Origin of the sequence: Bartonella sp. AP9QHHD, assembly GCF_042195625.1 — a bacterium.
Lineage (GTDB): Bacteria > Pseudomonadota > Alphaproteobacteria > Rhizobiales > Rhizobiaceae > Bartonella.
The window spans coordinates 21,662-47,055 of the sequence record NZ_JBHIOP010000086.1; the positions used below are offsets into that span (position 1 = coordinate 21,662).

Consider the following 25,394-nt stretch of genomic DNA (forward strand, 5'->3'; position numbering starts at 1 on the left):
CATGCTTACCCCTCGCTTTTAACACCTTTACGGATTTTCCGCCCCCAAACATTCATCACTTCTCTAAAGTCGCCCCCACTCATCTCACCCAAAGCTTTACCACTTAACGCCATAACACTTTGATGAAAAGCCCCAAGCTCAAACATAGCATCGGGATTCAAACACTTCCATTGGGCACACAAAATGGAAATGCTTGGTTTCTTCCTCCATGAATCTTCGCGGTTTTTTCCTCTCCAGTCAACCCCACCCTCCCGCTGCAACCAACCTTTCAACGCCTCAATGGCTCTGCATGCATCATCGCTATCGCGTAAAAAACGAATATGATCAATCCCTGTCTGTCTTTTCACAAAGGCAAGCAACGCCTTATCTGAACGATCACGAATAATGCCAAGATTCCACCCAGCAATCCAGAGCGCCTGGAGCTTCTTAGCATATTTCCCCTCTAAACGCTTCCCATTCGGCTTAAAACCAAACGCTTTCATTTCAGCGATAACCAAGTGCTTTTCTGAAAAATTCAAATCTTTCGCCGATTGCTTGCCTGTCAAGCGATAGAGCAGTGCGCGATAGGTCTCATCATCAAGACCTAACGCGCGTTTTCCCATATGAAGGACAGCTAAAGACATCTCTCCCCCCTCATGTCTTCGCCAGATCAATGGTCACAGCACGCCAAGCGCTTTCTAATGTATCGCGTTCATAAAAACGCACATATTCCTTAGATGTCGTCACACGGATCGCTTCACGAATGGCACGCATCGCCTCTTTCCAGCGTGGATCATCAATATCCAAACGCAACAGCATAAAGATCTCGCCCCGATTCACCTTGCCTTCTTTATCCGTATTAAAAGCACGCGTAATAATCGCACGGATTTCAGGGCGTGCATCCGCAGACCATTCATTCAAACACTCATCAAGAAGGCTTTTGGCAATTTGCAATTGCGGTCCAAAATCAACACTTTCCTGAACTTGCACCTTAATACGTTGCAAACCATCAAAGCTTGTGTAAGTACAATTGCCCTTTTTGCCACGCCGCTCCACACCATATTCTTGCGCAAGCAAGCTATCAAAATCACTCAAATCCGCAATCGTATGGTTGTTAAAACGTGCAATCCTTGCCGATAATTCTTTCGCAAAACCCATAATTTTGCGCACCGTTTCATCCTCTAACAAATCCGCAGGGCGGATCAAACTTACCGGCACCAAAGCCCCTTTTGCATCCTTCATATAACGCGTACCTTCAAGTTCAATTTGTGGATTCATCACCAACTTCCTCCTGTGTTTTTTGAAAACGACGAAATGGCACAACATCCCCTGAAGAAGGCGCACATCCCGCTTTCAATTGCCAACGACACCGCATAAGCTCATGACTTAAAACGTGGTTATAGCCTGCCAAACGACGCAAATACTCATTCAATTCTCGAACATCTTGTCCATGCATAAAAATGCCATTCACCTCATACTGTAAAAAGGCAGAGCGCAAAGCAATCAAGCACTCTCTTACCATATAAGGGTTACGTTCCATCATTTGCTTCCTCCAAAATCCATATAAATCACACGATTGCTCTTATCTTCATCTCGATCAGAGCTGTCACACTCAGCCAAAACTTCTGCAACTTGGCCTTCCAAAACCGCATCCGCTTCCCCCAAACGATGAACACTCAACTCCAATTCAAGCAATAACGCCAAATCAACACACAATTTAAGCTTTTCTCCAATATCAAAACCGCATTGATAATCATCATAAAGACCAACAAGCGTATCGGATAATTCTTTGTCGCATAAAGAGATCATGCCAATTCCTCCACGTCACGGTTTTTCCATGCCGCTTTGACATGTTTCAGGGTCACCTCACACCCATCTCCAAGCGCTGCCATGCGTGCCAACATCATGGTTTTGTCAATTTGCCGCAAAGCTCCAGCCTTTAAGCCAATCCCTGTCAAAAACTTTATCGCACCAACATCTTCAATCCCCCAATCATGAATGCGCGCAGCAATATCCTCACTATAGGGCTTGCGCCGTTTCAGATGCATCGCCAATCGGCTTTTAATTTGCGCATAAGAGGGACCATTTTGACGATGAACCAACCGTCCAGAGATTTCATCATTCCCAACCAAAGCGAGCCCCGTACCATTAATATCAACAAAATGGCGCAACTGATTAATCGCCTCATCCGTTAAATTTTGCGCTTCATCAACAATCAGCAATGTTCCGCCACCAACACGCTCTAATTTCTTACCAATCGCACGCGTTAAGCGGGTGGGATTATATTCCACCACTTCCAATTCTGCTGCCATATCATTCAAAATACCGTGAACACTGCGCGTATGCGGGCTGGCTGTCACCAGATAAACATGCGGGCGGGTAGAGCGATAATGGCGGCAGGTTTCGGTCTTACCACTGCCCGCATCAAGCGTAATCATCACCATATCCCCGTACTTTGTGCCAGTGTTAAAGTATCAATGATCTCACTGGCAATTCGATTCCTCTGAAAGGCTGGTTTTTCAGGAATGCGCTCCAAAAACCCCGCCGTTTCCTTTAAAGTCTCAACCCATTGTTGAACCTTCGCATTTTGCTTCCCCAACTGTCCCGCATAACTGCCCGCATACCATTGCGAAAACGTCCCATCCGGCATCCCTATGCGCCGTGCCACCTCTGCTTTCGACCAATCATTCATTTGCCCCAAAGCTCTCACCGCATCCACAAGCTCATTCCATAAAGCAATGTCATCACTGTTGCGGTTTTGTGCTGTTCCATTGGGCTGGATTTTAGGTCGCGCCCAAGGATTTTTATCGACCGTTGCATTTATCGCGTTTTTCATGTATATTCCCCTCTCGTATTGATTTTAGACTGTTGATAAGGGGAAGGGCTCCCACCCGCCCCTTATCTTTTGTCTTTAGAATGAACATTTAAAAGCCGTACGCGATACTAAAACGGCTAACCTTGCAAATCCCCTCTCTTTCTCACACATCAGGGAACTTGCTAACTCCACGCATCTTACCCGATCAGGCAAAGACACCTAGAAACTTCATGTATTGATTAGACTATGAAATGGATAAGATTCCTCCCCCCTTTCTTTGTTAACGCTTCAAGCTGATACGCGATACAAAACCAGCTTCCTTTTGAGAATTCTTACAAATCCCCCCTCTTTCCTTTCCTATCGTTTAGGAAACTTGATCACCTCACGCCCCTCATCAGAGGCGGAAAGCTTTCTCAAAGCTTTATGCAAGTGTTGACTGAATTCTTCCTCCCCCAAAACCTCATCATCGTCTGCTTTCAAAGCTAAATTCCCCACATTGTTTGGCATCAAGCGGCTCACCTTTGGCTTTATCGGAAGCTTAGATTTGAACGCTTCATCCTTTTTCTCAAGGCGCCCATAAACATCGGCCAAGTGATCAGGTGCAAGCTTTGCTGCCAACTGTTTTTCTGCTTTAACAGCCTTCACATATTCTTTACGCAAACGCCCATTCAAGCGCGCCGCCTGCTGGTCATAAAAACCTACATCACAAAGGCATGGTGCCAGACAAAGCAACCGATTGTTCAAATCATAAACCCGTAAATCTTGATGCAAATTATCCGGATCAAAGCGTACAATCACTTTTTTCCCCGCATGCTCATTCAACGCCCTTACCCAATAACGATTGCCATAAAAATGAATCTCCCCCGTACCCTTTTGCGCACGCAACGCCTCAGAGGTTAAAAGCCATAAAGCCCGTTGTGCCGCCGTTGCTTGCCGAATAATCGTTCCCTCGGCTTGCAAGCTCTCAGTAAAAGTCTCATCAAAACTGCGCCCCGCACAATTAACCGCCTTACGCCCTGCTTGCGCATTGTGTGCACAAATTTGCGCACCAACATGGGCTTTAAACGCTTCAAATCCTATCGCGCGTTTTCCATAATCTTCAGGCTTGGCATCCGGTTTATTGCCCGTATAAGCCCCCGCACAAAAGGGATGTTTAGAAATCGCTTCTGCCAGATCACGCCATGCCCGCTCAATCGGTTTAGATTGTCCGCTATAAGGGGTGGTCCATTGCAATTGCACACCCAAACTCGTCAAAAGCCCTTGCGGATCATCCGGCTTAATCTTAAAACGAAAACGGTTTTGCACACCTCCAGAAATCCACTTGCTGGTAAAGGCACGCCCATTATCCAAGGTCATACGCTCCGGTATGCCATAAGCTTCCACCATGTCCCCAATCACCAAACGCACGATTTCCCAAGTCTCAGCATCCGACAAGCGCCACGATAAAATCTTGCCCGAATAAAGATCTTGAATGGCAATCAGATAAAGCCGCACAGGCTTCTCTGTCCAAGGAACGCTCACAAAAACATCCAGCTTATGCCCGTCCATATTCACTGCTTGCAGTGCATGCAGGCTCGAGCGATCACGCCGTTGGGCTGGATAAAGCTTTTTTGCCTTTTCTTCTCCCTCACGCGCTAAAACCACAACCGCTTTGGAAATTTGCGCCTTAAAACGACGCCGCAAAGCCCGCTCTGAAGGAATGGGCAGCCAACCCCGCTCCTGCGCAACAGAAACCATGCGCCGATAACACGCCGAAAAAGCAGGTTTAGAGGGGCGCAAATAATCCGAACAAAAAACCTCCCACGCCCCCTCATGACACGGCGCAAATTGCGAAACATTCTCCTCACCATAACAAGGCGCTAAAGCTGCCAACCAATCAGGGCGCTCATACCCCTCCACCATCTGCCGCCAATTAAAAAGCGACATCCGGCTCACACCAAATTGCACCGCACTCAAACTTGCCGCATCATGCACACCCATACCGGCATGGAGCAAATCTTCCCAAAAGCAAAGTGCCTTCAAACGCTCTTCACAGCGCCTTTTATGCGCCTTTGAAAGCCCCTCATAACGCACCCAAATACTTGTCTTTTGATCGCTTTTCTCTGTCTTTTCTTCTACACAAATTCCACCTGCCCGCACCAACAACGCCGCCCGCGCCCCCTCCGGCAATAAAGAGATGTGATACTCCCAAACCGGCTTGGTTTTGCCTAATGTTTGGCGAAACAATTGTGTATTCAAACGCCATTTCTTAAGCGCAAGATTGTTGAGACCGATCTTTGTTTTCGGCAACCCTGGCAAAGCTGCCTCAGCCAATTCGGCAATACTAAACCATTCCTTCATGGCTGCCCCCTTTTAATGCGAACCGGCGTTGCGCGCATGGCTTTCAATTGCGCTGCAATCTCCCGCTGTTCCTGCTGAAGCCGCGCAATTTCTGCTAAACGTGCCTCATCCCCTTGCAACAGCAACAATCCATCTTCACTCACCACCTCATCCCAGAGCCAAAATGCCTCTGTCGCCCGCACAAATGCCTTAAACCGCGGCAGGGAAATATCCACCTGCTTACTTTCCGCAACATAAGCATCCAAACTCGCCTTACTTAAACACCCAATCCCTAAATAATGCGCCATACGCTCCGCAATCACACTGCGCTCATGCCGGCATTCACGCAAAGCCCGCGCCATCGCTCGCTTAATGCGCGAGCGAAACCGCCCTAAATCAATCTGCGCAACGGGTTCACGACAGGGAAAAACCGGCTTTTGGAAAAAATCAAGCTGCCCGCAACCATGCCTCTTCATGCCTGCTCCTCCCCTGATTGCTTGTTCAAATAATCACAAAACCGCGCCTTTGTCTGCGCATCTGCTCTCTGCCAAACACCCAATAACTGAGCAAAAACCCGCTCTTGTTCATTAATTTGCGGAGGTGTATTAATCCCATTGACCAAATCAACAGCCCGCCGTAAATCCCCCTCAACCTGTTGCAAAGCAATTGCCACCCGCCGTTGCGCAACCGGCTCCATCTTGGCCAACTTCAACAACTGCGCTTGATTATCCGCCAATGCCGTCCCCCGCAAAACAGACCGCAACTCCGGCTGTAAATGCTGGGAAATACGATTGAGGAGTTTCACAGACTCCTTCGATAAACCAATACGATCTGCTACATGTTTGGCAAAGTGCAAACTTTGCATTTTGCCATTTAAGTCACCATCATTTGGCAAAGGGTCAACTTGACCCTTTGCCACTTTGTCCCCTTCACACCCGATTTTATTGTCATTTGAAGAGGCATTATCACTGATTTGAGCAATAGGGTAAACTTTACCCAATTGCTCTTTTTTGGCTTTATGTTGATTACTACCGTCCCCACCAACCTTAATCTCCCCATACTTTTTTTCCCACAATTCGCGATAAGTCTGGACAAAAAGCGCACGGTCAATAACAGACAACTCATTGCGAAAAAGGTTTTCAGCCACTTCTAAAAGCGCGGCATTGTCCTTATCAGCCTGCACCACAACCGCATCAATGTCACTATAGCCCAAAAGCTCAGCAGCACGAAGCCGATGCGCACCAGCTATAAGTGTGTAATTACCTTCCTTAGCATTGGGGGTATGGCGCACCGTAATCGGATTCATCAATCCCTCCCGCGCCATTGATTGCGCAAGTGCCTTGGCATGCTCATCATCCACAGGGCGTATACGCTCCGGCACCACAATCACATCAAGAGCAAGCTTTTGAAACTGTGCCATCACGCCACCGCCTTTCTGATCTCTTTAAAGAATAAATCCATCGCACGCCCCGCCCATCTTCGATAAGCTTTCGCAAAAACGGGTTCTTCCAAACGCCGGTTAATCACTTGCATAGATAGAGAAATAGAAGTCCGCTGACGTGCCTGTATCGCAACAATACGCCGCCGTGGCACCTCAAACTGATAATGCAAAATATGAATAACAATCTGTCGTGCTAACGCCGCATCAAATAAGCCATGCGGGGGGTCAATAATATACCGGATCGGCAGATGCTTAAATCCACTACTCACGGCTTTTAAAGAACAGGAAAGCATCACCTGTAAACGTTCAACTTCTGAATAAGGATTAACGATATCGTTTCTGACATCTGGGGTCCATAAATTACAAGCAGCAACCATAACCACCCCCTATAAAAACAATATGACCACCATCTAATCGCCAGAACCAACCCATGCAAACGGCTGTTCTATGATGCAACTCTATGCAATTTATCTTGCCTATTTCGTACTGATCTTTAGACATTGATAAACCTTTTTATCTTATGGTATTTAAATTCATGGCAAATGCGCAAAAGCACAAAGCCGTGTAACGAAGTTCAAGCAGCATTCCCGCGCAAAGCAGAATGCGCACGCGAATCTGTATTGGCATGTTTTGCTGCTTTAAAAATGCGACGGCGACTTTTGGGGTAGCGGTCGCTAAAAACCTGCTCGACGGGCAAACCGATAAAATCGGCAATAGCGCGTTCGGCTTTCTCGTTAGACCGTGTCCAGATATGTTGAACACTGGATGACGAGAGTTGATAAGCTTTCGCGAGCTCCGCCAAGGTCATATTACGGCGGCGTAGCTCGGCTAAAATACTATGGCGATCCCATACTTGAATGCATGTTTGGGTGGTTGTCATAACTTTCGCTCCTGCTTCAAACGGATGCTCAAACCATCCGTTTTTTGTGGGGTTAATTGTAAAATATCTGCCCTCAATATCGGGCGGTAATATGAGGTATATCTACAAATGGGATATTAGTCAACCCCATTTGTAAACATTTATAATATGAGACGACAAAAAAATGAGCCCAAAACTGCATTAGCAAAACGACTCACAGAAGTTAGAAAGCTTGTGGGCTTATCTCGTGATATATTTTCACTTAAAATTGGTATCAGTATTCAAGGGCTTGGAAATTACGAACGCGGTGATAGAACTCCAGATGCAACGGTTTTATCAGCATATAAAGAAAAATTTGGAGTAAACCTGAATTGGCTTTTGACCGGTGAAGATGCAATGTTTATAGACATGATGATGGCTCGGTCTTTCAATATCTCTCCGCCTACCATTCCTGCTGGACTCATGAAAAAGCTTGGTCGTATAGCTTATACAACCTATCGCGATGCTAAAATAAAACTCCCCCCTGAAGATATAGCGGAACTCGCGGCGGAACTTTATAAAAAACTGCAAGAGCTTGTTCAAGACATCAACGACACGGAAGAAGTCGAAGCGACTTTCCCTCTTCTTAAAATTCATTTAAAGCGTCAAATAGAAGCTGAAAGAGTACATCTAGAAGCTACACAAGATACGGCTTAATGCCTCTCTAAGATGAATGGGGAATCTCTTTTTAAAATCCTGTAATTTAAGCTAACCTAAATATAAATAAGGAGCATTTTTGGCACGCCCCGAACTAGAACCTAAAACAGAACTAGCAAAACGATTGCGTGAAATACGACACACCCTTGGTTTCACAGAGCGTAAGCAATTTGCTAGACATTTTGAAATTCCCGAAACGACTATGCGCAATTATGAAACGGGTTTACAAGAACCCCCTGTATCTATAATGCGAATATATAAAGATCGCTGTGGAATATCCTTAGATTGGCTCGTTACGGGTGAAGGTGAAATGTTTAGTAACATGGCAAAAGCGAAAGCAGCTGGTTTTAAAGCACCTACCATCCCTGCTGGTCTCATGAAAAAGCTTGGTCGCATAGCTTATACAACCTATCGCGATGCAAATATAAAGATCCCTCCTGAAGATATAGCGGAACGCGCGGCGGAACTTTATAAAAAACTGCAAGAGCTTGTTCAAGACATCAACGACACGGAAGAAGTCGAAGCAACTTTCCCTCTTCTTAAAATTCATTTAAAGCGTCAAATAGAGGCTGAAAGAGTACATCTAGAAACTACACAAAATACGGCTTAATGCCTCTCTAAGATGAATGGGGAATCTCTTTTTAAAATCCTGTAATTTAAAACGAGACTCAATATAAATAAGGAGCATTTTTGGCACGCCCCGAACTAGAACCTAAAACACCATTGGCAAAACGCCTACGTGAAATAAGACGAATCTACGGAAATGAAGAACGTAGTATCTTTGCGCAACGGCTTAATTTACAACGTGGCACCCTTGCCAATTATGAAATTGGAGCACACGAACCAACATGCTCAACAATTAACGCCTATTATACGGCCTATAACATTAATCCTCATTGGCTCGTTACGGGTGAAGGCGAAATGTTTACAGACATGGCAAAAGCGAAAACAGCTGGTTTTAAACCACAAACTATCCCTGCTGGTCTCATGAAAAAGCTTGGTCGCATAGCTTATACAACCTATCGCGATGCAAATATAAAGATCCCCCCTGAAGATATAGCGGAATTAGCGGCGGAACTTTATAGAAAACTGCAAGAGCTTGTTCAAAACATCAACGACACGGAAGAAGTCGAGCTTATTTTACCTCTTTTAAAACTGCATTTAAAGCGTCAAATAGAAGCTGAAAATGCACATCCAGAAACTACATAAGATACAGCTTAATGCCTCTTTAATATGAAAAATGAAAGTGGAAATCTTTTTACATTAAAAAATTTATATAAATTATTGATAAACAATACTTTTTACTCAATTTTTAGAGATTTCCACTTATATATGGAAATCTTTTTTGCTTTTTTGGTTATTTTTGGCTGATTTTGGAGTCAATTGAACTTTTGGATTGATTTTTTTCACAGGGTCTTCAAAGGCGGTTTTCTGGGCTTTCACAGACTTTTCAAAATTTTTCACAGGGTTTTCACAGACCTTTCAAAGCCTTCTTTCATTTTTACCATGAAAACGCACTTTTTTCTGATTTTCGCTCTTTTTTACAATTTTAGGTGTCAAAATCTATTTTGACAAAACGCGCATTTAATGCTAAATTTTATACATAAAAACAACAAATTACCACGTATTCCTACCTAATCCCACCTTTTCCCACTTAGTATAAAACCTAGTGTCAAACTACACTAAAGTTTTTAGACATGAGGGATTCGTTAATAAAAGTAATGGAATAGGATTTTTGCAATAAAGTAGAAACGCAATATCCTACGGGATGTGTTTTTTGCAATGAACGCAAAAAGCGATTGATTCATTTTAAATACTTTTTTCAAACTACCGCGCCTTTATAAGAGGACACTGCAATTATTTGCACATTATAAATTACGATTTCTTTCATCAGAGATGAATTATTAAGCTCCATCAGCAATGAATCGGTCTCATATATTTTTTCCCAAAGAAAGAATGATTTGTACTCAATAAAGGAATTAAACTTAAAAACCTGCTCATGAAGCAATCATTTTGAAAAATGAAAGAAACAACAATCAAGGTCATATATTATCTCCATACACCCCACATAACCTCCTCCCCATCCTAAAAGCAAAAAAACATAAAACAAGTCTGTAAACACTCCGACGTCTTATCTAACAGGTTATTTCTCCTGCTAACCACTTCAACGCTTTACAAACAACCTTGCCTTGTTCACCACACTGTCATAAAACATTTAATACATAAAATCTTATAGGCTTTATATCCCCCAAATAATAGTTTTACAGTAAAAACCAAGATAACGAGCTAAATTGTTAAGAATCCTGGGAAAGCCTTCAGAAATCATGACATTCTCGCTATTGTATTATGCAGTCACATGCTTTTTTAAAGAGATATCTCTTAAATCCGCCAAGACTCTTTCACAATGACACCCGTAAATGGTATAAAATGAAATCGATTGATCAGCCCCATCTTTATTTATAATAAAAGCCATACCATCGTACTATTTTCCAACTCTCAATCTCAGCAATCCCCCATTGCCTTGGAAAGAGTTTATAAAAATTATTTTATTTATTTTTCAAATGATTATCTATATGACAACTTCACACATCACGTGCAAGCGAATACTTTTGATTGATCCGCATAAATAACTTCAAAATGAAAAAAATACGATATAATGAATTATTCAATATATAAAACAATGAGTTATTATTAGACATCAATTTTAAAATTAAAAGTTATCATTAAAGATAAAACACATCCTTTATAAAAATAGTTTTATATAAATAAAATCTACTTTTATTCCCATTTAAAAAAAATAGGAATAAAGCAAATAAATAATTGCCTCTACAATAAAGATTTTTAATAAATCCAAAAAGTTAGAAGTTTTCATTTCTAAAAAATGAAAACCTCTAAAGGATCTTCTTACTTTGACAAGAGTATTTTATAGCTCTTTTCAATTGAGAATAAATCAACAAAAGTAAAAAATCTCCAGTACATGATCTTTTTTCAAGACTTTATCTAAGCAGCCCTCTTAACTGATTTTCGAAAACGAAGAGGCTTTGCACGCTTTACTACTGCTTTTGCTTTTTTATGCCTCTCATTTTGAGGTGAAGAATTCTTTCGTTGCAACTGTGCAGCATCATCTTTTCGACTTACAAACTGTTTTTGACGTTTAGATTTTTTAAAACGGCGTTCCTTATCATTTGCTTTTTCTCTACTTTCTCGCACAATTGGCTTTTCTGGAAACGCTGCAAATTGTTCTGGAACAGACTCAGCCACCAATTTCATACGAATCAAGCGCTCTATAGCACGCAAGCGGGACCTTTCTGTCTTCTCATCAAAAAGCGTAAGTGCTTCACCTGATGCACCATTGCGTCCTGTACGACCAATACGATGCACATAACTTTCAGCTTCATCTGGTAAGTCGTAATTAATAACGTGGCTTATCCCTGGTATATCAATACCGCGTGCAGCAATATCTGTTGCCACTAGGATCTGCACAGATCTTTCACGAAAAGCTTTTAAAGCAGACTGGCGAGCACCTTGTGATTTATTCCCATGAATTGTTGCGACTAAATATCCTACCTTTTCTAAACTACGTGTGACAGCATCTGCCCCATGTTTAGTTCGAGTAAAAACAATAACCGAATCAAAAGCTGGATTTGTCAAAAGTTTACTTAAAACATTCTTTTTTTCATTCGTAGGAACACAATATAATTTTTGGCAAATCTCTACAGCCGTAGTACCTTGAGGAACAACTTCAATTTTAACCGGATCATTGAGCAAACATTTTGCAAGCACAGCAATTTCCCTCGGCATTGTTGCAGAAAAGAGTGCTGTCTGACGCTCTTGATGCAAAAGCTTTGCAATTTGCTTAACATCATGAATAAAACCCATATCCAACATACGATCTGCTTCATCCAAAATCAAAAAACGAGATTGGGAAAGATCAACACACTTTTCACGAACAAGATCTCTCAAACGCCCTGGAGTCGCTATCAAAACATCCACACCTGCTTCCATACGTTTAATTTGTTTTAAACGTGATACGCCCCCAAAAATAAGACATGTTGAAAGATGTGCTCCTTTCGCCACAGTACGAATCGTTTCATCAATCTGCACAGCAAGTTCACGCGTTGGAGCTAAAATCAAAGCGCGTGCAGTTTTAGGGCAGCGTTTATCACCTAAAGCCAAAATCTGACTTAAAATAGGCAAACTAAATGCCAAGGTTTTTCCAGAACCTGTCTGAGCAACACCTAAAATATCGTGTCCTTTCAACATCACTGGAATAGCTTGTTCTTGTATAGGTTTAGGTTTACTCATCCCAGCAATGAGTAAATTTTTAATCAAAAGAGTAGGCAAACCTAACTTTGTAAAAACATTTTCTTCTTTTATAGGCAAAATAAAATCTTTCCTTAGCTGAAGAACTCAAAAGAAGTAACCATCTGAACTCTCCACTCAAGAATCCGCGCAAGAGAAATCCCTGACATTTTAAATGAAGCAACGCCTAAAAAGCGGCTTGCGCAACTCATGAACACCTTGAAATCAAGATAAAGGCGTATAAACCTCACTTTACAAAAAGCCAACAAACCAGCCTAAATGCCTTCATCTCTATTATCTTTGGATTATGATAAAAAAGCAAGAACTTTACGAAATACATTTATCATGAATAAAAACAATATTTAGATCGTTTACTTTTTGATGATTGTGTCCATCGGTAAATGTACCTTGATAAAATCAGGATAAATCTCGAGAAAAACTGGATTTTGTAAAGTTTTTTGACCGCCATAAATTAAATACCATTGGTTTTTATCAAAAATCGCCAAAGTTTTATATTGAATGATGCGATCTTTCATCTCAAGAACTGTTGGAATTAAAGCATACAAAGTACCGTTATCAGTTTGTAAATACTCTATATTTTCTTTATCTAAACAATAAGCACCAGAAGGCAACCCCTCAAATTTCTTATGCAACTGTTGAAGAAAATCACTACGTAAAGCACTCTCTGTTGTATTCAATCGATGTGCCATCTCTTTATAAAGCCGCTCAGGCATATAACGAGAAATAGGCATAAAATCCCCATTTTTTATAGCATTATTGACATCAACAACGACTCTTGAAAGTTCATCTTTTTGTACTATTGTTGGCTGAGATGCTAAACTCTGTTGATTAACAATCAAAAAGAAAAATAGACTCAGCACCAAATAAAAAATAGGTTTCATCATTATACTTCTTGTTTTAGTAAAATTTCAGTTTCTCAAATAACAAAATCAAATAACGTTTGATCATCAGTAATATCACGATAACGCCAACCTAACGCTTGAAATTTTTCCTCTAAAAGACAAAAATTACCGTATTTTTTTGTTTCAATCGCAACCAATACAGAACCAAAGTTTCTCGCTGACTTTTTAAGATATTCAAAACGTACGATATCATCATCTGGTGATAATGTGGAAAGAAAATGACGCAATGCACCAGGATGTTGCGGAAAACTAAAAATAAAATATTTTCTCAACCCTTGGAAACGTAAAGAACGCTCTTTAATTTCTGGCAAACGCTCAAAATCAAAATTACCTCCTGAAATAACGAGAAGAATTTTTTTCCCCTTTAACTCTTGAGGAGGAATACTGTTAAGCGCATCAATCGATAAAGCACCAGCCGGTTCCAGAACCACACCTTCAACATTAAGCATTTCAACCATCGTAGAACAAACGCGGTTTTCAGGAACCGTAATGACAGAATCAGGGGGAAATTGCTTTAGAATTGTATAGTTTAGAGCACCAATTTCAGCCACAGCAGCACCATCTACAAAAGTGTCAATGCTTTCAAGCTTGACGCGTTTTCCACTCTCCAAACAAGCAAGCAAACTTGCAGCTCTTTGCGGCTCAACAAAACGAAGCTTTGTTTTCCAACCATATTCATGTAAAAACTTGCTCACTCCACTTGCCAAACCACCCCCCCCTACCGGCACAATCATCAAATCTGGCTCACTTTCTCCATTGAGTTTTTTCCATTGTAAAGCAGCTTCACAAAGCACTGTTGCCTGCCCTGTAATAATGCGAATATCATCGAAAGGTGGAGCCATTACACCACCGCTCTCTACGACAAAGGATTGCGCAGCTTCATAACATTGATCAAATGTTTCACCAACCAAACGAATATCAATGAATTCTTTACCAAAAATACGTGTTTTTTCAATTTTTTGTTGTGGCGTTGTCATAGGCATGAAAATCACGCCTTTACGTTTAAAATAACGACAAACAAAAGAAACCCCTTGCGCGTGATTCCCCGCTGAAGCACAAACAAATGCAGAATCTGGTGATATACAGCTAAGCATTTCTGAAACAAAATTGAAAGCACCACGAATCTTATAAGACCGCACCGGTGTTAAATCTTCACGCTTTAAATAAATTTCTGCATCATACTTTTGACTAAGAAAATCATTTCTTTGAAGTGGTGTTTCAGCAAACACGTGATGCAATCCCACCATAGCTTTTGTGACGTCTTGAATAAATTGACTCATAACACTAATCATTTCATACTTTATTTACATTATAAAAGCTTTTTCTATCGATAAAGGAAACTATTGTCAGTCAAAATTTCACTAAAAAATGAAAAATGTTTCTTTTGTCATTAATTCTTGATTCAATAAAAGATATAGCTTATGAGAGAACTCACATCGCGGACGTGATGAAAACGGTAAACATAGCAGACTTAAAATCTGCCGGTCGAAGACCTTGCGGGTTCAAGTCCCGCCGTCCGCACCAGATTATCTTAATCTCTCTTATTTTCCAATGATTTATTAAAAATCAAAAAAAATTAAAGCACCTTCTAAACCACCTTTCGTAACTTTATTATAACGCTATAAGACGGCACCGCGGTGGTACTAAAATACGAATCATTGCTGCTTTTTGAGGTACCTTTTTAGCACTTTGACCTCCTCCTCGTCTTTATAGGATGGAGAGGCAATCAATATTGCTAATTTGGGATTGGCTTATACTCTTCATGACTCTTGTAAAACGACGCAAAAGCTCAGAAAAGAGATAGATGCAAAAGACAAAATAATAGATAAAGAAGCTGAAATAATACGTGCACAAAAAGATGTGATTCAAAAACAAGAAGAGTTAATTCGAAAATCAACTGCTTCTAAGATTATTTTTCCTCGAATGGCAGTAAAAAATTGGCCCAAAAGTAGTTTCAAGTACTTTCTCACGACCATTTTTTCAAAACAGGCAATCACAACACGCTCTGTCATAGCGCACATATAAATACGCAACAGCCTTCATGGGGGAAGATGATCATCAATACACAAACCGTTCTCTGCCTTGATCTAGATCTAAGACAGGCTGGGCGATTTCTCGTGTAGACAGCAGTATAACAAGTGGCACTTGTCAATTTTGAATTTTTTCGTTTTCAAGGCGATAGTAGGCGCTATTTGCGTTTTCAGCAATGGCTTACAAAAATGAAGATCACAACAGATAAAGTCAATGCCTCACAAGAAAAGATGATTAAGACGGTGTGTGCAAAAGAATACAATCCAAAAGATGACAACGAAGCAAATGCTTTAGCAATTTTATATTTAGTTAAAGAAGGGAATGCGCATGTCTAATGCAATGCCATGGATAAGATTCCTTTTGAATGACTGGAACAGTGAGATAGATGGAATGACATGAGAACAAAGGGGCATTTATATAACGCTTTTCATTCGCATATATGACAAAAAAGCACCAATTAAAACAGATTTTGAAATGCTTGCCCGCGCTTGCAATTGCTCGCAAAAAAGTTTGCAACTATTGTCGAATATCTCATGAAGAATGGTAAATTTCTTGAGAAAGATAATGGTTTGTCGAATACGCGCATTGAAGAAGAGCTAAAAGATTTTACTGATAAAAAAGCGCCCATATCGCAAATTCATAGTGAGGCTGGAAAAAAGGTGTACAATAAAAAACGCTATAAAAAACATTTTAATGATTTTGCTGAAGCAAACGCTAAGCAAAATCAAGCTATAAAGAACCAGAATAAGAATATATATAAACTAAAACTATCATTTTAGCAAAAAAAACTGCTTCTGAAAATTTAGAAACAAACGAACAGGTTGACGAACTAACATAGGTTGCTGCTGTTGAGACCACATCAGAGCAAATCGAAATGGGTGTAGAAAACCAACCTTCCATTCACGAGCAAGAGAACATTACGAAAAAAGCTAAACGGGTTAGAAATGACAGTGGCTGTCGTACCCCTGATGATTTCGAACCTGTTTATGATTTCGCAATCGAAGAGGGATTGCCTCCAGAGCGTATCAAAGCCGAAATGGCAAAATTTCGAGATTTTTGGAAAGCTAGAACAGGCAAAGATGCACGCAAAACGGATTGGAAAGCAATGTGGCGCAACTGGGTGCAAAAAGCTATCGAGGATTTAGAGAACGGAAAAAACTATGGAAATCACTCTCAAAGGCAAAAAAGTGTAGATGAACGCATCTCAGACAGTATCCTTGATATCGGGCCTCGAGGTCACTTTGAAACACATTCACGAGATGATAACTCTGGAGTTTCCTTTAGTTTTGAAAAGTGGCAAGCATTGACACAACAGCAGGAAGCGATTGCCTTAGAAGCGTGTGATCAACTTCACGAATTGTTTTCAATAAAAGTGAGTAAAGAGGACATAACCAAGGCAATTCGGATGCTTTCGGTGTGGTTTAAAAATTTCGCAACAGACAGATCATGAAGGTATGGCGCTTACCTATGGAATGGTTTTGGAAAGTGTTTCTGCGTGGTCACTCATAAAAACGGTTAAACGGATTTTATGCGATGAGTTAGAAGGTTTATCGGATACGTTTTTTCCAAGCACTCGTGAGTTAGTAAGATTATGTCGTGATTTGAAAAATAGTCTTTTGACGAAAGCCAATCTTGTACACTAGGCTGTTTTGAACACCCGTGAAAAAAGGCTGAAAGAAAAGGCAATGAGAGAGAATTCAAGACCACTCACGTTGGTTGAAAAGCAAGTGAAAAACACTGCAAATTAGCAAACTAATGAAAATTGCTGATCGTTTTGTGATTGGATGTGCATTTAAATCGACAAAATGGCACCGTACAGAGTGATTTAAAGATTTTATGATAAAAAACCTATCTTATAAAACGCTCTGTACGGTCAAATTTGAGGCAAATAGACAAATTTGTAAAATTAGGATTAAAGCATGTTCATTTTAAAACATCTATTCTTAAAAAACCGTAAACAACCCATGCGAAAGAGGTTTGTTGCAACGGCAGTGGGTATGTCCCATGGGGGATGGGACAGAGGAGTATTTTTACAACCTCTACAAATACGAAGACGGTACAAAAGAGTGTAAAAAGTTTGATGGTGATCAGTATTACAAAACACCTAAAAATGCGGATTTTAGTACCAAAGCGCAAGTAAAAGCATGGGTTTACGGTGGTGATATTCCGAAAAGCATTCTCAATTACGAACCTCTTATAGACGAAGATCAACAGAGAGATCAAAAAATTATCGAAAACCGCAAGAAATAAATATGTTTACAGATAAGCAGCTAAGAGCCTTGTTTGGTATTATAACTTTTATATTTTTATGTTTTTCAGAAATTAAAAAAATATTGACTTTATTCAGAGTATATTGCGTATTGCTCTAAATGCGCTTCTTAAACATTTGCACAAAAGCATTAAAAGCTATTGAATCATGGACTTTATGTTATATTTTTATATAATATTAGAGAGGGCATTTTATGCACAACAAAATTACGTAAAGTTGGAGGATCCGTTATGCTCTCTATACCGCCTGCATTGTTTGATGTTCTTCATCTTACTGAAAATATGCAAGTGGGTTTGGCTATTGATAATGGACAATTGGTTGTAAAACCACAAATATCGCAAAATTACACTCTTGAAGAATTGTTAGCCGAATGTAATCCTTCGGACGATTTTGCGGATAAAGATGTAGAGTGGTTTGATGCTAAGCTTATTGGCAGAGAGCTCTTGTAATGAAGCGAGGTAAAATTTGGTTTGTATCGCTTGACCCAACCTCTGTCTATGAGAAAAAGGAACGCGTCCTGTACTGATTGTGTCACCGGAGGCGTTTAATCGTTTAACAAAAACACCCATTGTTTTGCCCATTACGAGTGGAGAAATTTTGCTAGAATAGCAGGCTTTGCTGTTTCATTGGTGGGAACAGGGCTGCATACAACAGGTGTGATACGCTGTGACCAACCGCGTGCTTTAGATATAGTAGCGCGTAATGGAAAAAGAATGGAAACTATTCCATATATAATTATGGATGAAGTCTTAGCAAGGTTATCAACATTTCTTACTTGAATTTTTTCTACACTTTTAAATGTTTAAAAACACCAACTTTAGGTAAAAAGTAAAAAAGCATAAGATCATGATTTTTTTCTGCTGACAATCAGCTAATCAATTTTTCACAGAATAAAAATCAATATTTGACTAATGATGTCATTAATTATGACTCAAAAGGAGCCATAATGAAAGCTGTCATCACTACGTCAATGTGTGTTGTTGGAGACAATAAAAGCGCTGTTCGCTTTGAACCATTACCCCCAATAATCCATTTGTTGAAGTTTCTAATCAGGTCTACGCACGTCTCAAGCGCGCCAATGCTGCAAAACCTTTTGTTGACGTCAAAACAACAGCAAAACCTAAAAAGACAGTTGAACAAATTAAGCAGATAGAACAAGAAGTAGCACAAACATCATCTGAACCAATGACTGAAGAAACCTTACTCGAAAAACCAAAAGCATCTAAAGCTTCCAAGCCATCAACACCTACTCTTAAAAAGGCTTAGACGTTGAAGTTAATCATCCACCAAAAATGGTATCTTCAACAGGTGAAGGATACCTTCACCAGTCTTCAAGCACCACACCTTAATTGGGCTTTGCGTAATGCTCTAAACACCGCAGCAAAACAGTCGAACGCTTTACTGAAAAGCAAATTGCCGATGTTACATCTGCCCAATCAAAGCATGTTAAGCAAGGTATTTATATTAAAGAAAAGGCGACAGCAAGGTTTCTTGAGACAGATATCATTCGTTCTGGAACACCGATACTTCTTAAATTTTTTAAAGCAAAAGAACAAAACGCGGCGTGACTTACACAACTGTTTGGAAAAAAACAAATCTTGCCCATGTTTTTATCAAGGAAAAGCAAAAGAACAAAACGCGGCGTGACTTACACAACTGTTTGGAAAAAAACAAATCTTGCCCATGTTTTTATCAAGGATGGGAGTTTTCCAAAGCGTGTTGATTTAAAAAAGATGAAGGGTAATGTTTTTCAAAGAGCGGATGGAGATCAATTCCCCATTGCAAAACAAGAGGAACCCTCAATTGCTAGGGTGATGTCAAAGCCAGAGATTACAAGTGCTATTGCACAATATGCCAATGAAAGATTAACCAAAAATATACAGAGACAACTTTCTCGTCAAGAATACGCTGCTAATAAGAAAGGCTAGATCATGTTCTCAAGCTTTATCTATATCTTACATATCCTTATGAGTTTATGCATTACACACTTTGATTGCAATTTTAAAAACAGATTATCACTTATGCTTTGTTTTTCCATAAAAAAGTCAATAAAATCAATATAAAAGGTACTTCCCAGCGGGTTGGCTTCGTTGCGGAACAGGCTAGTGCGAACTATCGCTAGCGACAGAATTTTCAATTTGACTGTACATTGTACACTTAACTCATTGATAGATAACAATTTCAATATGTACACTGTACAGTATGTGAAACGTTTTCTTAGCAAAAAGTAATTTTTGTTGCTGAACAATTCTATAGTAATAGGTATTTTCGAATCAGGTGCCTCAAAAACACCTTAAAACAACTAGCGGATTAGTTGCCGAAATAACTAATCTTCCGCAATTTAAAAGCTTTAACTCATTCTATGCTACATGCATATAATAGCTTTGTCAGGTGTGGCTATACTATATAACACCCTTCGGGGAAAGGCGTAACGACGGACTAGATGCCGTTTTTCTTAGTGCCCAGCACTCTTTTAGAGTGTCATTAAGGAACGTCTAATCGATAGGAGTTCATTATGAACATTCTTAAAAATATCAGAACAAGTCATTGATCCGAAAACCGTTCAAACTGTTAATGCGCGTGAATTGCATACGTTTTTGGAAGTTAAATCGGAATTTAGAAATTGGATAAAAAATCGCATTGAGGAGTACAGCTTCCTAGAAAATAAGGCCTTTATAAGTTTCGCTAAAATTTTAGCGAAACCTAAAGGTGGTCGTCCAAGTACAGAATATCACATCATATTAGACATGGCGAAAGAGCTCTCAATGGTTGAACGCAATGAGAAAGGACGCCAAGCACGCCATTATTTTATTGAATGTGAAAAGAAACTAAAAAGCCAATCTACTAATTATGATAGTGATAAACGCTTTGATGATTTTACTATCTTCGCCAACATGTTTTGACAAATTATTCTAAAATCATAGGTATCATCTTTGGTCGTCTTTTAAAAATAGATGAAATCAAAAAAGAGCTTGATCATTACAAATAAGTTACAAAAGAAGCTAAGCGCGTTTTAACAAGATCTGTCGTGAAACTGCTTAGATTTAAAGGAATATGACATACCTCCCCGTTCTCAAAAATGGGGAGGTGGTTTAAAGATCAAGTTTTGAATGGGAGCCCAAACGCATTAAAATCAATCGATCTTGACCAATCAAGCGATAAATCAACACTCTAAGTCAGGTCGAATATGGTAATCTCGATAATTGCTCCAATTCCCAGTCAATGCATGGTCATGATATCGAGGTTCTAAAGGCGGGTCATTTGCTAATGCTGCAATGATTTGGCGCAAATCAGTATCTAAAAGATGCCGATACCGTCCTTTCATTTCACGATTGAAATCACGTTTGAAGATGGTGGTACGTTCAATCGTCCGCATAGAGATCATCAAATAATTCATCTACAGAATGAAACTTTTTTAAGTTGCCCTCATCCAATTCAGCAAAAGCCGCTATGGTTTCCGCATTGGGTTGAAACAAAAAGGATGGAATAGCTTTATCTTGCGCAATGCGTGTCATCAATACTCTCACGACATCACTTACTGATAAACCAGAGGCTTGAATAACTTGACTAGCAACATTTTGAATTTCTTCTGGTACACGCGCTTGAACCATACGACTGGCAGCCATGATGACTTCTCCTTTCTCAATTGTATTTCAATGTAATACAATTGAAGTATAATTTCAACTGTAAAGCATCATTTTTTAAAGTGGAGAGGTGGTTGATTTAGCAACCGCTTGCTTTTTTAGACTTTCACCCACGTTTACGGCGTTCTTTTGTTACATATTTAAAGAAAGAGGGTGGTAAAACATCTTTAGCTGGCTTTAGACGTGCACGTTCTTCATCTGTCAATGATGGAGAATCCACAGCTTCCAAATCTTCTTTTGTATAGCCACATCTTATTTTAAAGTTTTTTTTGAAAACCAATAATTCTTGTGTGACTTGAAGCGTTTCCGTTTGCATACCGGAATATACACCCGATTATACCGGATCGTCAATTATCTGTTATGCCGTCAAACCTCAAGAGTGGAAAGATCATTAAACCCTACATTCAAATTTATTGATTTTGGCAAATTCGTCTGCTTTTTCAGTTTGTAATATACTAACGTCATAAGCAGCTTGCATGTTAAGCCAAAATTCAGCAGTAGTATCAAAAAAATAGGCTAATCTTAATGCTGTATCTGGAGTCACTGGACTATTTTCCGCAATAATACGTTCTATCCTCGTGCGTGGAACATTTAATGCTTTTGCAAGGGCATAAGCAGAGAGAGCATATTCTTTTAAATATTCCTCCCGTAAAATTTCTCCGGGATGTATAGCAATATAATTTTTCATCTCGACCTCCTACAGATCAATGATAATCTACGATTTCAACTTCATAGGCGCCATTAGAACGCCATTCAAAACAAATACGAAACTGGTCATTAATACGAATAGAATATTGACCTTTACGCTCTTCTTTCAATGCTTCTAAACGATTTCCTGGAGGACTGCGCAAATCTTTGAGGTCAACTGCTTTATCGAGCATAAACAATTTTCTTTGGGCTATACGTACTAGAGTTGTTGGAAAACCTTTAAGCGGATTACCTTCTAAAAGATCTTTACAACGCTTATCCGCAAAAGATTCAATCACCAAATCACCTTCATTCGCTCTTTTATATATCATAGCATGATACTAATCTAAAAAAAGGATGAATGTTGAAAAATATTTAGCAATAGGTGCAAAATGACCAAGAAGCATCGTGAGGGTCTATCGGTTCGTGCGTTTGCGAAGAAGATGGGTGTTTCACATAATGCGGTGGTTTCTCGGATAAAGACAGGTAAATTTGATGCGGCTCTTTTTGAAGATGGTTCTGTCAATGAAGCCCTTGCCACAAGCATCTGGAATGAGAATCCAACAAAGCGCCCTGCTCCATTTTTAGCGCCTGATGGTCAACCGCGGACAAAGATCAAACAAGCCTCTACAGATGGAGCCAATGAATACAAGATAAAACTGGAGCGAATGCAAGTTGCCCTTGAAAGCGAAAAGATTGCACTTGAACGCTTACGCGAAACCACTGTTGATCGAGAAGAAATGAAAAAGGCAGCTCGTGAGTTTGGAAGAGCGCACCGTGATGCTATGTTGAATTTTCCTCATCGTTTTGGTGCAAGCATTGCTGCACAAGTTGGATGTGATGCGGCCAGCCTTATTGGTGCTATTGATTACACTATGAGAACCGCTTTGCTTGAGGCGGTTAATATTCCAGTGCCTTTTCATGATCCTCATTCTCCAGAGTTAGAGAACTTGCAAGAAACGAATAATGGATGACAATGCAGTCGAAGAATTTTTCGCCCATGCCAATAATGCAAGACAACCGGACCCACCGTATACGGTTTCGCAATGGGCGGATAAGAATAGATACCTTAGCACCGTAGCAAGTGCTGAACCTGGATTGTGGAGAACAAAGCGGACCCCCTATTTGCGCGAAATCATGGATAATCTTTCCTCCTACGTGCCAATTGAAACAACTATTGTCATGAAAGGGGCGCAAGTTGGCATGTCAGAGGCAGGATTAAATTTCTGCGGTTATGCTATTCATTATAGTCCAGGACCTGCCCTTTATGTGATGCCAACGGTTGAGACAGCCAAAAAGCTTTCAAAGACGCGGCTTGATCCTATGATTATGGCAAGTGCAGTTTTAAGTGAACGCATAGCCCCAGCACGAGCACGTGACAGCGGGAATACCATGTTTTCGAAAGAGTTTGATGGTGGGGCATTGATGCTTACAGGAGCAAACAGTGCAGCTGGTTTGCGTTCCATGCCTATTCGTTATCTGATTTTAGATGAGGTGGATGCCTATCCTCTCAGTTTTCTTTGAAAGCGATTTTTTGCCTATAGAAATGTCGTTAAAATGTGGCTTTTTGCTTTTCACTTTCAAATCCCCCGCCGGTTGCGAGCACCCTCGCATTAGTATTCCGAGAGCCTGAAAGTATTGAATACGAACCAGATTTTTACTTTTAGTGCTCATAGCACCTAGACATAGAAAAATATCCCATAATTCCGAGACACCCACAGAGTGGGCTCATTTATGATCGAACTTTAGGGCTTTCAGACCCTACTAATCGCTGCGTAGACGAGCAAAATCACTCTTTAAGTAATAAAGTAATTTCAGGAGATTAGCAATCAAAATGAAAATAATCTCAAAAACTATAAGATTGAGCACTCTTCAAAAGAGGATAATGCGAAGGGCTGTCATCGTGGTTAGTCATTAACCCACATAATGCTTCTTTTCCAGAAAACGCAAAACGCGATATAAGAAAAAATGTTGTTTGCAAAGTTTTCTCTTGCCTATACAAAGAGAAAATGAAAAATTTGGAGGGCTCCCATGATAAATGACATCTACTGTGTTGGATACAATTATGTTGAACATGTTCATGAACTAGGTAATGTTGTTGAAGATGAACCTGTTATCTTTAGCAAGCCCAAAAGTTCACTCGTTTTAGGCAATGAAATTTATCTCCCTGATTTTTCCAAAGAAATACATTTTGAAACCGAAATTGTGCTCAAAATCTCAAAGGACGCTTTCATGATCATGGAGGAAGAAGCAGAAGAATGCTATGATGCCGTAGCAATAGGTCTTGATCTCACAGCGCGGGATTTGCAAACAAAACTGAAAGAAAAAAAGCTTCCTTGGCTTTTATCGAAAGGATTTAAAGGCGCTGCATACGTCTCTGACTTCATAAACAAGGAAAAAATAAACAACCCAATAACCTTTGCAATGAAGTTGAATGGCGAAACAAGACAAGTTGGCAATACGAAAAATATGATCTTTAGCTTTGAGAAGATAATATCGTTTTTAAGTCACTACATTCAGCTAAGACGTGGTGATCTCATATACACAGGCACTCCACAGGGTGTAGGAAAACTTTCTCAGTTTGACAGAATAGAATTGTATCTCGAAAATCAATTAATTTCAGAGCTAAAAGTAAAATGAATCATCAAATACTGACCTTTTTCATTGTTTCATTTTTTTTAGTCATCTCACCGGGGCCGAATATGGCCCTTATCATCGATAATGCAACGAGATTGGGAAGAAAGAACGCATTTGTAAACGTTTTAGGATTGTGTACAGCAACATATGTGCATGGGGCATTTTCCATACTAGGTGTATCAGCGCTCATTCTCAACAACAAAACGCTGTTTTTTTTAGTAAAACTCATGGGTGGCAGCTATTTATTATACATGGGCTTTAAATCAATTAAATCTGGAATACACAGCTTAAATTCAAAAGAAAGAAGTTCAACGAATGAAAAGCATGCTACGAGTGAAACAAAGCTTTTAACCAGCTATATGGACGGTTTTTTGACACAAATACTAAACCCCAAAGTATCTATATTTTACATAGCAGCTTTTCCAAAATTCTTAGCTTCTGGAGGTAGCATTAAAAAAGGTTTTGAACTTGTAACCATACATTCTTTCAACATCTTTGCATGGTTTACTTTAATGACCATTTTTATATCATTTGCCAGTACCGCCTTAAAAAAGCAGCGGGTAAAAGGCTCGATTAACATTGCGACAGGAACAGTTTTATCTTTGATAACAAATTGTAAAGTTAATAGAGCAATCTTTTCCTGATTCTGTCTCTCACTGTGAATAGCTCAATCTCTAACAGAGCTTATACAATCCCCAGTTCTTTTTTTCTTTGTATAACTGAATTACGTTGCATTTCTTTATCATATTCTCAAGGACGTTTGTGTAAACTTTGTGAGTTTCTCGCAATATT

Annotated in this window: 30 protein-coding genes, 1 tRNA gene and 7 pseudogenes; 18 read left to right on the top strand and 20 right to left on the bottom strand. The window is 39.9% G+C overall.

The window, feature by feature from the left end; translation table 11 throughout:
• Positions 1 to 5 precede the first annotated feature (5 nt).
• From ACFIK4_RS06850 to ACFIK4_RS06900, 11 genes and pseudogenes are all read right to left on the bottom strand, one after another.
• Positions 6 to 623 (bottom strand): regulatory protein GemA, encoded by a 618-nt coding sequence (locus ACFIK4_RS06850; RefSeq protein WP_012231822.1) that lies wholly within the window; start codon positions 621 to 623, stop codon positions 6 to 8.
• A gap of 10 nt (positions 624 to 633) precedes the next feature.
• The gene (locus tag ACFIK4_RS06855; protein ID WP_375613741.1) at positions 634 to 1,257 is read right to left on the bottom strand and encodes a DUF3164 family protein; all 624 of its coding nucleotides are present in this window, start codon (positions 1,255 to 1,257) and stop codon (positions 634 to 636) included.
• Positions 1,241 to 1,519 (bottom strand): hypothetical protein, encoded by a 279-nt coding sequence (locus ACFIK4_RS06860; RefSeq protein WP_375633741.1) that lies wholly within the window; start codon positions 1,517 to 1,519, stop codon positions 1,241 to 1,243. Before ACFIK4_RS06860 ends, ACFIK4_RS06855 begins: the two co-directional genes overlap by 17 nt.
• The gene (locus ACFIK4_RS06865; RefSeq protein ID WP_012231825.1) at positions 1,519 to 1,788 is read right to left on the bottom strand and encodes a hypothetical protein; all 270 of its coding nucleotides are present in this window, start codon (positions 1,786 to 1,788) and stop codon (positions 1,519 to 1,521) included. The genes ACFIK4_RS06860 and ACFIK4_RS06865 overlap by 1 nt, the downstream gene beginning before the upstream one ends.
• Positions 1,785 to 2,815: pseudogene (locus ACFIK4_RS06870) on the bottom strand (AAA family ATPase). Before ACFIK4_RS06870 ends, ACFIK4_RS06865 begins: the two are co-directional and overlap by 4 nt.
• A 336-nt stretch (positions 2,816 to 3,151) precedes the next feature.
• Positions 3,152 to 5,134 carry a transposase domain-containing protein gene (locus ACFIK4_RS06875; RefSeq protein ID WP_375675570.1) on the bottom strand — a complete coding sequence of 661 codons (1,983 nt, stop codon included), beginning with the start codon at positions 5,132 to 5,134 and terminating at the stop codon, positions 3,152 to 3,154.
• On the bottom strand, positions 5,131 to 5,589 hold the full coding sequence (locus ACFIK4_RS06880) for a hypothetical protein (protein ID WP_012232200.1): 459 nt from the start codon (positions 5,587 to 5,589) through the stop codon (positions 5,131 to 5,133). Before ACFIK4_RS06880 ends, ACFIK4_RS06875 begins: the two co-directional genes overlap by 4 nt.
• Positions 5,586 to 6,533 (bottom strand): ParB/RepB/Spo0J family partition protein, encoded by a 948-nt coding sequence (locus ACFIK4_RS06885; RefSeq protein ID WP_375675572.1) that lies wholly within the window; start codon positions 6,531 to 6,533, stop codon positions 5,586 to 5,588. Before ACFIK4_RS06885 ends, ACFIK4_RS06880 begins: the two co-directional genes overlap by 4 nt.
• Positions 6,533 to 6,931, bottom strand: coding sequence for a hypothetical protein (locus ACFIK4_RS06890; protein WP_375675574.1), 399 nt, complete (start codon positions 6,929 to 6,931; stop codon positions 6,533 to 6,535). The genes ACFIK4_RS06885 and ACFIK4_RS06890 overlap by 1 nt, the downstream gene beginning before the upstream one ends.
• Entirely contained in the window at positions 6,915 to 7,055 is a 141-nt protein-coding gene (locus ACFIK4_RS06895) for a hypothetical protein (RefSeq protein WP_273755279.1), read from the bottom strand. Before ACFIK4_RS06895 ends, ACFIK4_RS06890 begins: the two co-directional genes overlap by 17 nt.
• Before the next feature lie 73 nt (positions 7,056 to 7,128).
• A complete protein-coding gene (locus ACFIK4_RS06900) occupies positions 7,129 to 7,434 on the bottom strand; it encodes a helix-turn-helix transcriptional regulator (protein WP_005864619.1) in 306 nt (101 codons plus the stop codon).
• 147 nt (positions 7,435 to 7,581) lie between these two features.
• On the opposite strand from ACFIK4_RS06900, the gene ACFIK4_RS06905 reads away from it, so the two are divergent.
• The 3 genes from ACFIK4_RS06905 to ACFIK4_RS06915 all read left to right on the top strand — a co-directional run bounded on the left by ACFIK4_RS06905 (position 7,582) and on the right by ACFIK4_RS06915 (position 9,318).
• Positions 7,582 to 8,109, top strand: coding sequence for a helix-turn-helix domain-containing protein (locus ACFIK4_RS06905; protein ID WP_375633712.1), 528 nt, complete (start codon positions 7,582 to 7,584; stop codon positions 8,107 to 8,109).
• Positions 8,110 to 8,188: 79 nt separating this feature from the next.
• The gene (locus ACFIK4_RS06910; RefSeq protein WP_375675577.1) at positions 8,189 to 8,719 is read left to right on the top strand and encodes a helix-turn-helix domain-containing protein; all 531 of its coding nucleotides are present in this window, start codon (positions 8,189 to 8,191) and stop codon (positions 8,717 to 8,719) included.
• A gap of 80 nt (positions 8,720 to 8,799) precedes the next feature.
• Positions 8,800 to 9,318, top strand: coding sequence for a helix-turn-helix domain-containing protein (locus ACFIK4_RS06915; RefSeq protein WP_375675579.1), 519 nt, complete (start codon positions 8,800 to 8,802; stop codon positions 9,316 to 9,318).
• 117 nt (positions 9,319 to 9,435) lie between these two features.
• Here ACFIK4_RS06915 and ACFIK4_RS06920 read toward each other — a convergent pair whose 3' ends face one another.
• The 4 genes from ACFIK4_RS06920 to ilvA all read right to left on the bottom strand — a co-directional run bounded on the left by ACFIK4_RS06920 (position 9,436) and on the right by ilvA (position 14,626).
• Positions 9,436 to 9,573 (bottom strand): hypothetical protein, encoded by a 138-nt coding sequence (locus ACFIK4_RS06920; RefSeq protein ID WP_375627940.1) that lies wholly within the window; start codon positions 9,571 to 9,573, stop codon positions 9,436 to 9,438.
• A 1,536-nt stretch (positions 9,574 to 11,109) separates the two neighbouring features.
• Positions 11,110 to 12,492, bottom strand: a complete 1,383-nt coding sequence (locus tag ACFIK4_RS06925) for a DEAD/DEAH box helicase (protein ID WP_375675581.1) — start codon at positions 12,490 to 12,492, stop codon at positions 11,110 to 11,112.
• A 290-nt stretch (positions 12,493 to 12,782) separates the two neighbouring features.
• Positions 12,783 to 13,313 carry a hypothetical protein gene (locus ACFIK4_RS06930; RefSeq protein ID WP_375675651.1) on the bottom strand — a complete coding sequence of 177 codons (531 nt, stop codon included), beginning with the start codon at positions 13,311 to 13,313 and terminating at the stop codon, positions 12,783 to 12,785.
• Between the two features lie 35 nt (positions 13,314 to 13,348).
• On the bottom strand, positions 13,349 to 14,626 hold the full coding sequence (gene ilvA, locus ACFIK4_RS06935; RefSeq protein ID WP_375612449.1) for a threonine ammonia-lyase IlvA: 1,278 nt from the start codon (positions 14,624 to 14,626) through the stop codon (positions 13,349 to 13,351).
• 146 nt (positions 14,627 to 14,772) lie between these two features.
• Here ilvA and ACFIK4_RS06940 point away from each other — a divergent pair.
• The 11 genes and pseudogenes from ACFIK4_RS06940 to ACFIK4_RS06990 all read left to right on the top strand — a co-directional run bounded on the left by ACFIK4_RS06940 (position 14,773) and on the right by ACFIK4_RS06990 (position 20,623).
• Positions 14,773 to 14,858 (top strand) — tRNA-Leu (locus ACFIK4_RS06940).
• A gap of 614 nt (positions 14,859 to 15,472) precedes the next feature.
• Complete coding sequence (locus ACFIK4_RS06945) at positions 15,473 to 15,700, top strand: hypothetical protein (protein ID WP_375613726.1); 228 nt, start codon at positions 15,473 to 15,475, stop codon at positions 15,698 to 15,700.
• Positions 15,701 to 15,898: 198 nt separating this feature from the next.
• Positions 15,899 to 16,144, top strand: a complete 246-nt coding sequence (locus ACFIK4_RS06950) for a hypothetical protein (RefSeq protein ID WP_375613727.1) — start codon at positions 15,899 to 15,901, stop codon at positions 16,142 to 16,144.
• A gap of 95 nt (positions 16,145 to 16,239) precedes the next feature.
• Complete coding sequence (locus tag ACFIK4_RS06955; RefSeq protein ID WP_375638318.1) at positions 16,240 to 16,815, top strand: hypothetical protein; 576 nt, start codon at positions 16,240 to 16,242, stop codon at positions 16,813 to 16,815.
• A 4-nt stretch (positions 16,816 to 16,819) separates the two neighbouring features.
• Positions 16,820 to 17,008: a hypothetical protein gene (locus ACFIK4_RS06960; protein ID WP_375613729.1), complete on the top strand. Its 189-nt coding sequence runs from the start codon at positions 16,820 to 16,822 to the stop codon at positions 17,006 to 17,008.
• 276 nt (positions 17,009 to 17,284) lie between these two features.
• A pseudogene (locus ACFIK4_RS06965) lies at positions 17,285 to 17,631 on the top strand (hypothetical protein).
• A 233-nt stretch (positions 17,632 to 17,864) separates the two neighbouring features.
• Positions 17,865 to 18,083, top strand: coding sequence for an antitoxin (locus ACFIK4_RS06970; protein ID WP_375613730.1), 219 nt, complete (start codon positions 17,865 to 17,867; stop codon positions 18,081 to 18,083).
• A pseudogene (locus ACFIK4_RS06975) lies at positions 18,083 to 18,413 on the top strand (type II toxin-antitoxin system PemK/MazF family toxin). Before ACFIK4_RS06970 ends, ACFIK4_RS06975 begins: the two are co-directional and overlap by 1 nt.
• Positions 18,414 to 18,580: 167 nt before the next feature.
• A pseudogene (locus ACFIK4_RS06980) lies at positions 18,581 to 18,900 on the top strand (hypothetical protein).
• A gap of 3 nt (positions 18,901 to 18,903) precedes the next feature.
• Positions 18,904 to 19,562 (top strand): annotated as a pseudogene (locus ACFIK4_RS06985) (hypothetical protein).
• Between the two features lie 603 nt (positions 19,563 to 20,165).
• Positions 20,166 to 20,623 (top strand): annotated as a pseudogene (locus tag ACFIK4_RS06990) (antA/AntB antirepressor family protein).
• A gap of 174 nt (positions 20,624 to 20,797) precedes the next feature.
• Here the strand turns inward: ACFIK4_RS06990 and ACFIK4_RS06995 are convergent.
• The 5 genes from ACFIK4_RS06995 to ACFIK4_RS07015 all read right to left on the bottom strand — a co-directional run bounded on the left by ACFIK4_RS06995 (position 20,798) and on the right by ACFIK4_RS07015 (position 22,297).
• Positions 20,798 to 21,010, bottom strand: coding sequence for a type II toxin-antitoxin system YafQ family toxin (locus ACFIK4_RS06995; RefSeq protein WP_375675585.1), 213 nt, complete (start codon positions 21,008 to 21,010; stop codon positions 20,798 to 20,800).
• A complete protein-coding gene (locus ACFIK4_RS07000) occupies positions 20,997 to 21,260 on the bottom strand; it encodes a type II toxin-antitoxin system RelB/DinJ family antitoxin (protein WP_375628888.1) in 264 nt (87 codons plus the stop codon). The genes ACFIK4_RS06995 and ACFIK4_RS07000 overlap by 14 nt, the downstream gene beginning before the upstream one ends.
• Positions 21,261 to 21,384: 124 nt before the next feature.
• Entirely contained in the window at positions 21,385 to 21,594 is a 210-nt protein-coding gene (locus ACFIK4_RS07005) for a hypothetical protein (RefSeq protein ID WP_375628886.1), read from the bottom strand.
• 75 nt (positions 21,595 to 21,669) lie between these two features.
• Complete coding sequence (locus ACFIK4_RS07010) at positions 21,670 to 21,966, bottom strand: HigA family addiction module antitoxin (protein ID WP_375628884.1); 297 nt, start codon at positions 21,964 to 21,966, stop codon at positions 21,670 to 21,672.
• A gap of 16 nt (positions 21,967 to 21,982) precedes the next feature.
• Entirely contained in the window at positions 21,983 to 22,297 is a 315-nt protein-coding gene (locus ACFIK4_RS07015) for a type II toxin-antitoxin system RelE/ParE family toxin (protein WP_375628882.1), read from the bottom strand.
• Between the two features lie 60 nt (positions 22,298 to 22,357).
• On the opposite strand from ACFIK4_RS07015, the gene ACFIK4_RS07020 reads away from it, so the two are divergent.
• The 4 genes and pseudogenes from ACFIK4_RS07020 to ACFIK4_RS07035 all read left to right on the top strand — a co-directional run bounded on the left by ACFIK4_RS07020 (position 22,358) and on the right by ACFIK4_RS07035 (position 25,246).
• Complete coding sequence (locus ACFIK4_RS07020) at positions 22,358 to 22,939, top strand: hypothetical protein (protein ID WP_375628881.1); 582 nt, start codon at positions 22,358 to 22,360, stop codon at positions 22,937 to 22,939.
• Positions 22,932 to 23,480, top strand: a pseudogene (locus ACFIK4_RS07025) (phage terminase large subunit family protein); the annotation flags it as partial. The gene ACFIK4_RS07020 and the pseudogene ACFIK4_RS07025, both read left to right, overlap by 8 nt.
• A 516-nt stretch (positions 23,481 to 23,996) precedes the next feature.
• Positions 23,997 to 24,605, top strand: a complete 609-nt coding sequence (locus tag ACFIK4_RS07030; RefSeq protein WP_375628879.1) for a fumarylacetoacetate hydrolase family protein — start codon at positions 23,997 to 23,999, stop codon at positions 24,603 to 24,605.
• Positions 24,602 to 25,246 (top strand): LysE family translocator, encoded by a 645-nt coding sequence (locus ACFIK4_RS07035; RefSeq protein WP_375675589.1) that lies wholly within the window; start codon positions 24,602 to 24,604, stop codon positions 25,244 to 25,246. Before ACFIK4_RS07030 ends, ACFIK4_RS07035 begins: the two co-directional genes overlap by 4 nt.
• The last annotated feature ends 148 nt before the right edge of the window (positions 25,247 to 25,394 follow it).